12 protein-coding genes are annotated in these 12,778 nt (G+C 64.9%); 9 read left to right on the top strand and 3 right to left on the bottom strand.

Annotated elements, in window-relative coordinates:
* Nucleotides 1-9 precede the first annotated feature (9 nt).
* From AC1DW2_RS03205 to AC1DW2_RS03230, 6 genes are all read left to right on the top strand, one after another.
* Nucleotides 10-1,200 carry a serine hydrolase domain-containing protein gene (locus tag AC1DW2_RS03205; RefSeq protein ID WP_477005231.1) on the top strand — a complete coding sequence of 397 codons (1,191 nt, stop codon included), beginning with the start codon at nt 10-12 and terminating at the stop codon, nt 1,198-1,200.
* A 17-nt stretch (nt 1,201-1,217) separates the two neighbouring features.
* Nucleotides 1,218-2,087, top strand: coding sequence for an MBL fold metallo-hydrolase (locus AC1DW2_RS03210; RefSeq protein ID WP_477005232.1), 870 nt, complete (start codon nt 1,218-1,220; stop codon nt 2,085-2,087).
* Nucleotides 2,088-2,210: 123 nt separating this feature from the next.
* Nucleotides 2,211-3,353 (top strand): alpha/beta hydrolase, encoded by a 1,143-nt coding sequence (locus AC1DW2_RS03215; protein WP_477005233.1) that lies wholly within the window; start codon nt 2,211-2,213, stop codon nt 3,351-3,353.
* 67 nt (nt 3,354-3,420) lie between these two features.
* Nucleotides 3,421-4,392: an iron exporter MbfA gene (gene mbfA / locus AC1DW2_RS03220; protein ID WP_063980847.1), complete on the top strand. Its 972-nt coding sequence runs from the start codon at nt 3,421-3,423 to the stop codon at nt 4,390-4,392.
* Nucleotides 4,393-4,638: 246 nt separating this feature from the next.
* On the top strand, nt 4,639-6,111 hold the full coding sequence (locus tag AC1DW2_RS03225) for an amidase (RefSeq protein ID WP_477005234.1): 1,473 nt from the start codon (nt 4,639-4,641) through the stop codon (nt 6,109-6,111).
* Nucleotides 6,112-6,273: 162 nt separating this feature from the next.
* Nucleotides 6,274-6,627 (top strand): nuclear transport factor 2 family protein, encoded by a 354-nt coding sequence (locus tag AC1DW2_RS03230; RefSeq protein WP_477005235.1) that lies wholly within the window; start codon nt 6,274-6,276, stop codon nt 6,625-6,627.
* 152 nt (nt 6,628-6,779) lie between these two features.
* Here the strand turns inward: AC1DW2_RS03230 and AC1DW2_RS03235 are convergent, their stop codons facing one another.
* Together AC1DW2_RS03235 and AC1DW2_RS03240 are read right to left on the bottom strand one after the other, a co-directional pair.
* Nucleotides 6,780-7,868 carry a Zn-dependent alcohol dehydrogenase gene (locus AC1DW2_RS03235; protein WP_477005236.1) on the bottom strand — a complete coding sequence of 363 codons (1,089 nt, stop codon included), beginning with the start codon at nt 7,866-7,868 and terminating at the stop codon, nt 6,780-6,782.
* A 45-nt stretch (nt 7,869-7,913) separates the two neighbouring features.
* A complete protein-coding gene (locus AC1DW2_RS03240) occupies nt 7,914-9,698 on the bottom strand; it encodes an acyl-CoA dehydrogenase family protein (protein WP_477005237.1) in 1,785 nt (594 codons plus the stop codon).
* A 222-nt stretch (nt 9,699-9,920) separates the two neighbouring features.
* Between AC1DW2_RS03240 and AC1DW2_RS03245 the strand changes: the two genes are divergently transcribed.
* From AC1DW2_RS03245 to AC1DW2_RS03255, 3 genes are all read left to right on the top strand, one after another.
* Nucleotides 9,921-10,622, top strand: a complete 702-nt coding sequence (locus tag AC1DW2_RS03245) for an SDR family NAD(P)-dependent oxidoreductase (protein ID WP_477005238.1) — start codon at nt 9,921-9,923, stop codon at nt 10,620-10,622.
* Nucleotides 10,623-10,734: 112 nt separating this feature from the next.
* Nucleotides 10,735-11,565 (top strand): enoyl-CoA hydratase, encoded by an 831-nt coding sequence (locus AC1DW2_RS03250; protein ID WP_477005239.1) that lies wholly within the window; start codon nt 10,735-10,737, stop codon nt 11,563-11,565.
* A gap of 63 nt (nt 11,566-11,628) precedes the next feature.
* Entirely contained in the window at nt 11,629-11,799 is a 171-nt protein-coding gene (locus AC1DW2_RS03255; protein WP_354176083.1) for an RNA polymerase sigma factor region1.1 domain-containing protein, read from the top strand.
* A gap of 10 nt (nt 11,800-11,809) precedes the next feature.
* Here AC1DW2_RS03255 and AC1DW2_RS03260 read toward each other — a convergent pair whose 3' ends face one another.
* Nucleotides 11,810-12,718 carry a LysR family transcriptional regulator gene (locus tag AC1DW2_RS03260; protein WP_477005240.1) on the bottom strand — a complete coding sequence of 303 codons (909 nt, stop codon included), beginning with the start codon at nt 12,716-12,718 and terminating at the stop codon, nt 11,810-11,812.
* Nucleotides 12,719-12,778 lie beyond the last annotated feature (60 nt).

Below are 12,778 nucleotides of genomic sequence, written 5' to 3' on the forward strand. Positions count from 1 at the left end.
AGAAGGACGATGCGCGATCGCTTCCCCCGCCTCAGCATTCTCGGCGCGAGCCTCGTGCTCGCGTTGACCGTCTCAGCCACTTCCGTGCAGGCCGACGGCATGGCGACTGGACAACAAAACCTCGCCTGTGGATCGCCGTCGTCAATCGACGACGGGTGGACGACTGCGTCGCCCGACAGCGTTGGCATGGACGGCATGCGGCTCTGCAGCATCGCTGCACGGCTCGATCAACGCGCGACCTCGGTCCATTCGGTTGTCGTCGTGCGCCACGGCAAGCTCGTCTTCGAGCAGTATTTTCCCGGCTACGACCAACCCTGGGGACAACCGGACGGCCAGCACGAGTTCACCGCGACGACGAAGCATGACATGCGTTCGACATCGAAGAGTGTCGCTTCGCTGCTCGTCGGCATCGCGATCGATCGCAAGCTGATCGAAGGCGTCGACGAGCCCGTGCTCAAATTCTTCCCCGACCATCAGGCGGCGAAGCAGGCGGGCTGGGAGGCCATCACGCTGCGCCATCTGCTGACGATGTCCTTGGGGATGAAATGGGACGAGGCGCGGGCCTGGGCCGATCCGAAGAATGACGAGCCGCATCTCACCTTCGAAGCCGATCCGATTGGCTATGTGCTCGCAAAGCCAGTCGCTGCGCCGCCGGATGCGCTCTGGACCTATAATGGCGGCGGGACTGAACTGCTCGGCAGCATCCTCGAACGCGTCTCGGGCAAGCCGCTGGAGGCATTTGCTCGCGAGGTGCTGTTCCAGCCGCTTGGGATCACCGATGTCGAGTGGAAAGCCTATAAGAACGGCAAGATCGCAGCGGCCGCGGGCCTTCGCTTGCGGCCGCGCGATGCGGCGAAGATCGGCCAGCTCGTGCTCAATCGCGGCCAGTGGAACGGCCGGCAGATCGTCTCGGCCGACTGGATCGCACAATCGATCACGCCGCGCTTCCAGGCGATCGGCTATTTCGGCAGCACGATGTTCTACGGCTATCAATGGTGGATGGGCCGCTCGCTCGCCGGCGACAAGGAAATCAAATGGGTTGCTGCCTTCGGCTGGGGCGGCCAGCGCATCTTCATCGTGCCCGAGCTTGATCTCGTCATGATGACGACCGCCGCGCAATACGGCCAGCCCAAAGAGGGTCTGGCCGCGATCGACATTCTCACCAACATCGTCATTCCATCCGTGCGCGACGCGCACTGATCACTGGGGAAGCGAGCATGAGCCTGAAATATACGGTCGGCGATCTCACCATCCATCGCGTCATCGAGCAGGAAACCTCGTTCGTCCCGGCACTGGAAATGCTGCCGGGATTGACGGCCGAGGTGCTGGCCGAGAACCGGGCATGGATGCGGCAGGCCAAGGCGCTGGACGAGCAGGACGTACTGCTCCTGTGCTTCCAGTCCTATGTGGTGAAGACGCCGCACCACACCATCCTGATCGACAGCTGCATCGGCAACGACAAGCCGCGCCCGCAGCGGCCGAAATGGAACATGAAGACCGACGACACGTACTTGCGCGGACTCAACGCAGCCGGGTTCGCGGTCGACGACATCGATTTCGTGATGTGCACGCATCTGCATGTCGACCACGTCGGCTGGAACACGCGGCTCGAGAACGGCCACTGGGTGCCGACCTTCCCCAAGGCACGCTACGTCTTCGCCAAGCAGGAATACGACCACTGGTTCGCGGAGAATGCGAAGGCGGAGATCCCGCCCTTCGCCGACAGCGTGCTGCCGGTGGTCGAGGCCAGGCGCCACGAGCTGGTCGGCAACGATCATCAGATCGGCGATCACGTCCGCATCCTGCCGACGCCGGGACATACGCCCGGCCATATCGCCATCACGATGGGCCGCGGCAAGGACGACGCCGTGTTCTCCGGCGACCTTATGCATTCGCCGCTGCAGACGCTCTATCCGGAGCTGTCGATCAAGTTCGACGTCGACCCGACCGCGGCGGCGAAAACGCGCCGCAGCTTTCTGGAGCGCTATTGCGACACCGACACGCTGTGCTGCACCGCGCATTTCCCCTCGCCGTCGGTCGGGAAGATCAAGCGCAAGGGCAGCGCGTTCGTGTGTGCGGCGGTGTAGCGCGCGGCAATCGCCCGGCTTCCGTCATGCCCGGGCTTGTCCCGGGCATCCACGTTCTTACAATCAACGGCAACAAGAACGTGGATGGCCGGGACAAGCCCGGCCATGACGAGGAAACAAAAAATGGCCGACCTCCCCGACGTCCCTCTCCCCGCCGGCATCCGCTCGCGCTATGTCGACGGCATCAACGGCTTGCGCATGCACGTGCTCGAAGCCGGCTTCGAAACCAAGGGGCGGCCCTGTATCCTGCTGCTGCACGGCTTTCCCGAGCTCGCCTTCTCCTGGCGCAAGGTGATGCCGGCGCTGGCCGCGGCCGGCTATCACGTGATCGCGCCGGACCAGCGCGGCTATGGCCGCACCACGGGATGGACCGCGGATTACGACGGTGATCTCACGCCGTTCTCTCTGCTCAACCTCGTGCGTGACGCCCTCGCCCTGGTGTCGGCGTTCGGCTACAGGCAGGTCGATCTCGCCGGGCATGATTTCGGCAGCCCGGTCGCGGCCTGGTGCGCCCTGATCCGGCCCGACGTGTTTCGCTCGGTGACGCTGATGAGCGCGCCGTTCGGCGGCGCGCCGCCGCTGCCCTTTGGCACAGTCGACAGTCCGGCAAAGCCGCCAGCGGAAGACCCCGTGCATCGCGAGCTCGCCGCGCTGCCGCGCCCGCGCAAACACTATCAATGGTATTATGCGACGCGCCCGACCAACGCCGACATGCAGCATGCGCCGCAGGGCGTGCACGATTTCCTGCGCGCTTACTATCACCACAAGAGTGCGGACTGGACCGACAACAAGCCATATCCGCTGAAGTCGTGGTCCGCGGGCGAACTCGCCAAACTGCCAACCTACTACGTGATGGACGCCGGCGAGACGATGGCGGAGACGGTTGCGAAGGAGATGCCCTCGCCGGCCGCGATCGCCGCCAACCAATGGCTGCCGGACAGCGACCTCGCCTATTACAGCGCCGAATACGGCCGCACCGGATTCCAGGGGGGCTTGCAATGGTACCGCTACGGCACCTCGGGCATGCTCAACAGCGAGATGCAGCTGTTTGCGGGCCGCAGCATCGACGTGCCCTCGTGCTTCATCTCGGGCAAGCAGGATTGGGGCACCTATCAGCGCCCCGGCGTGTTCGAAGCGATGCAGGGGCGCGGCTGCACGAAGATGCTCGGCTGTCACCTCGTCGACGGCGCCGGCCATTGGGTGCAGCAGGAACAGCCGGCCGAGGTGAGCCGCTTGCTGCTCGAGTTCCTCGCAAAAGCCGCCTGATTTGACCCGGGAACCCCGGCGCCTTATTATAGTTTAGAATAATTCTAAACTATCAAACAGGGCCGCCGTGAAGACTTTTGCCGAACTGACCGAGCGCGAGGTACTTGCGGTCGCGATCTCCTCCGAGGAGGAGGATAGCCGCATTTACATGACCTTCGCCGAGGACTTGCGCGAGCGTTACCCGGACACGTCGAAGATTTTCGAGGAGATGGCCGAGGAGGAACGCGGCCACCGGCATCGGCTGCTGAAACTCTATGAGGAACGCTTCGGCCAGCACCTGCCGCCGATCCGCCGCGAGAACGTCAAAGGCTTTCTGCGCCGGCGGCCGATCTGGCTGACGAAAAACCTGCCGCTCGACACCATCCGGAAAGAGGTCGAGACTATGGAGCTCGAAGCCGAGCGCTTCTACGCGCGGGCCGCCGAGCAGGCCGAGGATGTCGGCGTGCGCCGCCTGCTCGGCGATCTCGCCGAGGAGGAAAAGCATCACGAGAACCGCGCCGTCGCGCTGACCGACGAAATCCTGAAGCCGGACGTGCGCGCCGAGGAAGATCGCACGCGACGGCGGATGTTCGTGCTGCAGTATGTGCAGCCGGGCCTCGCCGGCCTGATGGACGGATCGGTCTCGACGCTGGCGCCGCTGTTTGCGGCGGCTTTCGCCACCCACCAGAACTGGCAGACCTTTCTGGTCGGCCTCGCCGCCTCGATCGGCGCCGGCATCAGCATGGGCTTTGCGGAGGCGCTGTCCGACGACGGCTCGCTCACCGGGCGCGGCTCGCCATGGCTGCGCGGCATCACCTGCGGCACGATGACGACGCTCGGCGGGCTCGGCCACACCCTGCCTTATCTCGTCCCAGACAGCTGGCCGAACGCATTCTGGATCGCGACGGGAATCGCCGGCGTCGTCGTGTTCTTCGAATTGTGGGCAATCGCCTTCATCCGCGCGCGCTACATGGACACCCCGTTCCTCCAGGCCGTGTTCCAGATCGTGCTCGGCGGCGCCATCGTGCTGGCGGTCGGGATCTTGATCGGGGCGGCGTAGGTACCTCGGTGTCATGCCCCGCGAAGGCGGGGCATCCAGTACGCCGCGGCGGATGTGGTGAGAGCGAGTTCTCCAATGCGGGTCTCTGGAATACTGGATCGCCCGCCTTCGCGGGCGATGACGGCCGACTTGTTGCTGGACCTTCCCTGCGATGACAGCCAGCCACATATCAATCGCGATCAAACGGCGGTTGCGGCTTTAGGCCAAACTGCGCATCATCCTTTCAGGGAAGCGCAGGAGCATGTCGTGGCGAAATCGGAATGGAGTTACAAGAGCGCGGTCGAGCTGTCGGCCGCGTTGACCGCAAAGAAGGTCTCCGCGGTCGAGCTCACGCAGGATGCGATCGATCGCATCGAACGTCACGACGGCAAGGTCAACGCGATCTGCGTCCGGGATTTCGACCGCGCGCTTAGCGCCGCGCGGGACGCGGACGCGGCGCGGGCGCGCGGCGAGCGGAAGCCGCTGCTCGGCCTCCCAATCACCGTGAAGGAATCCTACAACGTCGCCGGCCTGCCCACGACCTGGGGCATTCCCGCGCAGAAGGATTTTGTCGCAAAGGAAGACGCACTGCCAGTCACGCGGGTGAAGGACGCCGGCACCGTCATCGTCGGCAAGACCAACGTGCCGCTCGGGCTCGGTGACTGGCAGAGCTACAACGACATCTACGGCACTACCAACAATCCCTACGATCTCGGCCGCACGCCGGGCGGCTCGTCCGGCGGCTCCTCGGCCGCGCTCGCTGCGGGCTATGGCCCGCTGTCGATCGGCTCCGACATCGGCGGCTCGCTTCGCGTGCCCGCCTTCCATTGCGGCATCTATGCGCACAAGCCGACCTTCAATCTCCTCGCGATGCGCGGCCATACGCCGCCGCCGTTGCCGCCTTTGCCGTTCGAGCGTGACCTCTCGGTGATCGGCCCGATGGCGCGCAGCGCCGCCGACCTTTCGCTGGTGCTCGATGTGATGGCCGGGCCCGATCCGATCGACGCTGGCCTGGCCTACCGGCTCGAGCTGCCGGCGGCGCGACACACGGCATTCAGGGATTTCCGCGTGCTGGTGATCGATACCGATCCGGTGCTGCCAACCGACACCGCCGTGCGCGGCACGATCAACACGCTCGCCGACAATCTCGCCAAAGCTGGCGTCAAGATCGAGCGCAACAGCCCGCTGCTGCCGGATTTCGCGGCCTCCTCGCGGCTCTATATGCGCATGCTGATGTCGTTCCTCGGCTCGACCTTCGCGCCGGATGTCTATGCCGGCGCGAAAGCGGCCGCGGCTGCGCTGCCCGAAGGCGACAACAGCCTTGCCGCCGAGCGGCTGCGCGGCATCGCGCTCGGCCATCGCGACTGGCAGGCGGCCAACGGCGGGCGCACCCGCCTGCGCGCGCAATGGCGCGAGCTGTTCAAGACGTTCGACGCGGTGATCTGCCCGGTGATGCCGACGGCGGCCTATCCGCACGATCATTCGCCGGAGCAGGAGCAGCGGCGGATCAAGATCGACGGCAAGGAGCACGTCTATCCCGACCAGCTCGCCTGGCCCGGCATCGCGACGCTCCCCGGTCTGCCCTCGACCGCGATCCCAACGGGCTTTGCGCCTGATGGACTGCCCATCGGCGTGCAGATCGTCGGCCCGTGGCTGGAAGACCGCACGCCGCTGAAGCTCGCCGAGCTGATCGAGCGCGAATTCGGCGGGTTCGTGCCGCCGAAGATGTTTGATGATTAGTGCCGACGCGTCATTGCGAGCGAAGCGAAGCAATCCAGTCTGTCACCGCGGAGAGATTCTGGATTGCTTCGTCGCTTCGCTCCCCGCAATGACGGAGTAAAAAAAGTATCGGGATTCCGGGGCCACGCTCGGCGCGCCCGGAATGACAGGGAGGGAAATACAATGAGCCAAGACCTCGACCAGCTCACCGCGCTCAACCGCGACTATGTCACCTCCGTACAGAACTGCGACGTTAAACGCTTCGACGAAATCCTGGCGCCGGAGTTCTATTGCTCCAATCCCGACAAGTCTCTGGTCGACCGCGCCGCCTTCCTGGAGCAGACGGCGCGGCCGATCGCAATCCGCAATCTGCATGCGCATGATGTCATCATCCGCATCATGGGCGATTTTGCCATCATCCACGCCGCAACCAGCTACACCACCGCCGACGGCCAGCAGACAACGGGACGGTACACGGATTGCTGGACGAAGAAGAACGGGACGTGGCTCGCGGTGTCAGCGCACGTGTCGCGGTGAAGCGGGGGCACGCTGCCCGCATACTCTCCGCTGTCATGCCCCGGCTTGACCGGGGCATCCAGTACGCCGCGGCAATAGTCGGTTCACATAGCTTCCGCCGCGGAGTACTGGATCGCCCGCTTTCGCGGGCGATGACACCGTCATTGCGGTTGCTAGCTGTCAAACACAATCACGCTGCGCAGCGTCTTGCCGGCCTTCATGTTGGCAAAGCCCTCGTTGATCTCCGACAGTTTTAGCTTGGCCGAGATCCAGTCCTCGAGGTGCAGCCGGCCGCGCAGGTAGAAATCGACCAGCCTCGGCATGTCCACGCGAAAATGGTTGGAGCCCATCGACGAGCCCTGGATCCTGCGCTCGCGCAGAAAGTCGAAGCCGTGCAGCTCGATCTTCTGGCCGAACGGGATCATGCCGACGATGGTGGCCGTGCCACCGGACGCCAGCATGCCAAAAGCCTGCTCAGCGGTCTCCTTGCGGCCGAGCACCTCGAAGGAATGATGCACGCCGCCATTGGTGAGGTCGCGCACCTGCTTCACGACGTCGCCGTCGGCGGGATTGATGATGTCGGTCGCGCCCAGCTTGGTCGCGAGCTGGAGCTTTGCCGGATTGGTGTCGATGGCGATGATGCGTCCGGCGCCTGCGATCTGCGCGCCGTTGATCGCGGCCATGCCGACACCGCCACAGCCGATCACGGCCACGGTCTCGCCCGCCGTCACCTTCGCCGTGTTCACGACCGCGCCGTAGCCGGTAATGACGCCGCAGCCGATCAACGCGGCGAGATCGAGCGGCATCTCCTTCCGGATTTTAACGATCGCATTCTCGTGCACGAGCATCTGCTCGGCGAAGGACGAGAGGTTGAGGAACTGATGCAGCTTCTCGGACTTCGACCATTGCATCCGGTTCGAGGCGCCCGGCAACAGCTTTACGGTGGTGTCGGTGCAGAGCACGGTGCGGCCCGTGGTGCAATTGTCGCAGGTGCCGCAAAACACCGACAGGCAGGTGACGACGTGGTCGCCCGGCTTCACATAGGTGACGTCGGAGCCGACCTGTTCGACGATGCCGGCGGACTCGTGCCCGAGCACCGCTGGCAGGGGATGCGGATAAAGGCCTTCCATGAAGTGCAGATCGGAGTGGCAGAGGCCGGCGACCGAAGTTCGGATCAAAACCTCGCGCGGGCCCGGCTTCGGCAGGCTGACATCCTCGATGACCAGCGGCTGATTGACTTCATAGAGGACGGCGGCCTTCATCGAGCACTCCCTATCGCTTCTTTTGGTTTGAGCGTGGCGTGCAGCCTACGCTGCCAGAACCAGTTCGCCAACCTCGCTCATGCCGGCATCGCGATCGCCGAGCAGCAGCGCGGCGATCTTCGCTTGCACCGCATTTTCCGTCAGCCGGAACGGATCGCTCGGCGACACACGATGGTCGATCACCAGCCGCGATAGCAGCAGCCGGCGCGCATCGCCGCGCATTTCGTTGATGCGATGCGCTTCCCAGGCGAGCGCGACCGCGCTTGCGACGTGATAGAGCAGGCTGGTCGCGCGGCGCGCATCGGCCTCGTTCTCGGAATTGCCCGCGACCTCGCGCGCGAAGCCGACGGCGCGATCGACCAGACCGCGCAAATTGTCGCGCCAGGCCTGCGGGACCGACGCGCTATCATCGAGCCGCGCGTGCAGATCGGCTGATAGCGCGGATTCGGCGCCGTGGCGGCCGACCGCGCGCCGGAGCGCATCGATGGCGACGATGTTGCCGGTGCCTTCCCAGACCGAACCGAGATGCGCGTCGCGCAGCAGGCGGGGCGTGGCGAATTCCTCGATATAGCCGATGCCGCCGCGCATCTCGAGCGCGTCGCCGCAAACCTTGCGCGCATCGCGCGTCGCACGGAATTTCAGCGTCGGCGTCAGGATGCGCAGCAGCGCCGCAGCATCCTGACTGCCAGCCTCAGCGCGGTCGAGCGCGTCGGCGGTCAGAAAACTCATCGACAGCGCCTGCTCGACCGGCAGCATGATCTTCAGCATCTGCCGCCGTCCCAGTGGCAGGTCGATGATGCGGTTGCCAAACACGACGCGGTTCTTCGCCACCGTCATCGCGTCATGATAGGCGCGGCGCATCAGCGCGGTCGATTTAACGCCGTTCGAGAGCCGCGACGAGTTCACCATCTCGGCCATCTGCACAAAGCCGCGGTCGAGCTTGCCGACCGCATAGGCGATTGCGCCTTCGAGCTTGATCTCGCCCGAGGCCATCGAGCGGGTACCGAGCTTGTCCTTCAGGCGCACGATCCGATAGTGGTTCTGCGAACCGTCGTCGAGGAAGCGCGGCATCAGGAACAGGCCGACGCCGCGCGTGCCGGGGCCGGCGCCTTCGGGGCGCGCCAGCAGCATCACGACCTTGGCATCGGCGTTCGAGCAGAACCATTTTTCACCATGGAGGCGCCAATGGTCGCCCTCCTGCACGGCGCGCGTGGTCAGCGTACCGACGTCGGAGCCGCCCTCCTTCTCGGTCATGAACTGGCCGCCCTGGGTCAGCTTGCTCATGTCGGTCTGGGTGAGACCGTCGAGATATTTCGCCTTCAGCGCCTCGCTGCCGAAATTCGCCAAGAGCTTTGCGCAGCCGTCGGTGACGTTGATCGGGCAGCCCATGCCGAATTCGGTCTGATTGAACAGGAAGGTGAAGGCGTGCTTGGCCACGACGGGATATTTGTCGGGCCATCCCATGATGCCCTTGCGGATCGACAACGCATGGATGCCGAACTCGCCGAAGGCCGCGCTCTCCAGTTCGCGATAGGCCGGGTGATATTCGATCCACTGCACGTCGCGGCCGAACTTGTCGCGCTGGTGCAGCACCGGCGTGTGCCGGTCGGCGAGCCGCGCGCAGTCGTCGAGATGGCCGCCGGCAAGTTCGCCGAGGCGATCGAGATGCGGCTCGATGTGGCGGAACAGCGGGTCCGGCAGATGGATACGCAACAGATCCGTCAGCGCCGGATCGGCGCGATAGAAATTCATGCCTGACGTATCGGGCGCCAGCAGACCGGATGGTGCGGCCGCGACACTTTTTGGCTCACCTGTGACCGGCTTGTGCATGATCGTCCTCTTCGTTCCCGCCCGACGGCAATTCTTATCGCTTGCCGCTTGGGATGATGTCGATCATGCTCCAGTCGCAAAGGCGGATAAAGCCGCAAATTGTCAGGGAGGCATGATCGCCGTGAAGGAGCAATTCGCTCTGCGGAATTATGATCGACCCGGCTGGTTGTCCGCGCGGCGGATGCATAGATCAGCGGCTTCCCGTCTCCGAGAGATCACGCCATGGAACATCCGAAATACAAGATCGCCCTCATCGTTGGCGCCGGCGAAGGCCTGAGCGCCTCGCTCGCTCGGCTGCTGTCTGCGCAAGGCATCCGCGTCGCGCTGGCCGCGCGCAAGATCGAGAAATTAGGCGCGCTCTGTCGCGAGACCGGCGCCAAGGCCTATGCCTGCAACGCCACCGAACCTGAGGAGGTCGAGCGGCTGTTCGGCCTGATCGAACGCGAGATCGGCACGCCCGACCTCGTCGTCTACAACGCCAGCGGTCGCACGCGCGGGCCGTTCGTCGATCTCGTTCCGGCCGATGTCGCGCAGGCGATCGCGATTAGCGCCTATGGCGGCTTCCTGGTGGCGCAGCAGGCAGCCAAGCGCATGCTGCCGAACAAGCACGGCGCGATCCTGTTCACCGGCGCCTCGGCGAGCGTCAAGGGCTATGCGCAGTCGGCCTCGTTCGCGATGGGCAAGTTCGCGTTGCGCGGGCTGGCGCAGAGCCTGGCGCGCGAGCTCTCGCCGCAGGGCATCCACGTCGCGCATTTCGTGATCGACGGCGGCATCCGCAGCGCGGCGCGGGCCGAACCCGCCGATAAGCCGGATTCGATGCTCGATCCCGATGCAATCGCGCAGAGCTACTGGAACGTGTTGCAGCAGCCGCGTAGCGCCTGGAGCTGGGAGCTGGAGCTGCGGCCGTGGGTGGAGAAGTTTTGAGTTGAGCTGTCGTAGGGTGGGCAAAGGCGCATAGCGCCGTGCCCACCGCCGTGAATGAACAAACAGATGGTGGGCACGCTACGCTTTGCCCACCCTACAAGGGCGGGAAACAATGACCACGGAAACCACCATCGATACCGGCACCAATGAACTCCTCTGCGTCATCCGCGACCGCGTCGCGGTCATCACGCTGAACCGGCCGGAGGCGCGCAACGCGTTGTCGGACACCTTGACGCCGGCACTGCGGACGATGATCCGCACCTGTGGCGAGAGCCCCGATGTCGGCGCGCTGTTGATCACCGGCGCGGGCGCGGCCTTCTGTGCCGGCGGCAACGTCAAGGGCATGGGCGCGCATCGCGACCCGAAGAAGCTCGAGATGTCGTTTGACGACAAGGTCGCCGATCTCCAGGAGCGGCAGCGGCTGCTCACCGGCGCGCTGGTGTCGGTGCGCAAGCCGACCGTCGCCGCGCTGCCCGGCCCCGCGGTCGGCGCCGGGCTCGCCATCGCCATGGCCTGCGACATCCGCATCGCCGCGCAATCGGCCTTCGTCGCCACCGGTTACGCCCGCATCGCGCTGAGCGGCGACTACGGCATCGGCTGGCTGCTCACCCGGCTGGTCGGCACCGCGCGGGCCCGCGAGCTGCTGTTCACCGGCGATCGCGTCGACGCCGCGCGTGCAGAGGCCATCGGCCTCGTCAACCGCGTCGTACCCGACGACAAATTGCAGGCCGAGGCCTTTGCACTGGCCAAGTCGCTCGCCGAAGGCCCGCGTCAGGCGCTGCGCTACATGAAGGACAATCTCGACGAGGCGCTGCTGTTCGATTTCGAGACCGCCCGCGACCACGAAGCCGGACGGCTGATCCGCCTGACCACGACTGCTGATCACAAGGAAGCCGTGCAGGCCTTCATCGAGAAGCGGAAAGCAGTGTTCACGGGGAAGTAGGGGCTACGGTCCAAACCATTCGATCATTCCATATAGTAGGTACCCCATTTTCAGGAGGGCTGAATGGACTGGTCTGAGGTGGTGCGGAAAGCCGCCATCCTTGCGGAGAAAACGGGCTACGTTACTTTCGATCAACTGAACGAGTTGATGCCGTCCACAACGATCGAGCCGGAAGACATCGAAGCCGTACTCACCGCTCTCGGCGACCAGGGTATCTGGATCGCGGAGGAATAGGCCCGCACCGTCATTTCCTCGATTGGGAAGCACCAGTTTCGCCTCTCGCAAAATCCACGAACGCGCGCAGCGCTGCGGGCAATTGGCGGCGGCTTGGATAGTACAGGAAGAAGCCGGGATAGGCCGGGCACCAGTCGGCGAGCACGCGAACCAGCTTGCGCTTGGCGAGCAGCGCTTCGACCTGCGCCTCAAACACGTAGGCAAGCCCAGCGCCGTCGAGCGCCGCATCGACCATCAGGTCCTGATCGTTCATGGTCAGCGGTCCCGCGACGTCGATCGCGAGCTCGACGCCGCCGCGCTCGAATTCCCAATGATAGAGCGCGCCTGAGGTGAATCGATAGCGGATGCAGGGCAGGCCTTTCAGGTCGCGCGGCGTGGTGGGCGGCTTGTGCGATTTGAAGAACGCGGGCGTGCCGACCACGGCAAAACGGTGCCGCGGGCCGATCGGGACCGCGATCATGTCGGCGGCGATGGTCTCGCCGAAGCGCACGCCGGCATCGAAGCCGGCCGCGACCATGTCGATCAGGACGTCGTTGATGACGATCTCGACGCTGACATCGGGGAATGATTTCAGGAAGCGCGTTACGATCGGCAGCAGCACCAGCTGCGCAGATTGGCGCGCGGCGGTGAAGCGCAGCGTGCCGGCGGGCTTGCCGCGGAAATTGTTAAGGTCCTCGAGCGCGTCGTCGATGTCGCGGAAGGCCGGCGTGATGCGGGCAAACAGCCGCTCGCCGGCCTCGGTGAGCGCGACGCTGCGGGTGGTGCGGTTGACGAGGCGCAGGCCGAGCCGCTCTTCGACATTGCGCAAAGCGTGGGACAGCGCCGATGGCGTGACGCCGAGCTCGGTCGCCGCCGCGCGAAAACTGCGGTGGCGGGCGATGGCGAGGAAGGTCGCGAGGTCGGACGGGTCGATCCCCATTGATGAATTTTTCTCAGCAGCTTGCAAAATTTATAGCGGATTATCTCAGCTATGGCGAGC

The sequence above is a fragment of the Bradyrhizobium sp. P3_C3 genome (genome assembly GCF_056402655.1).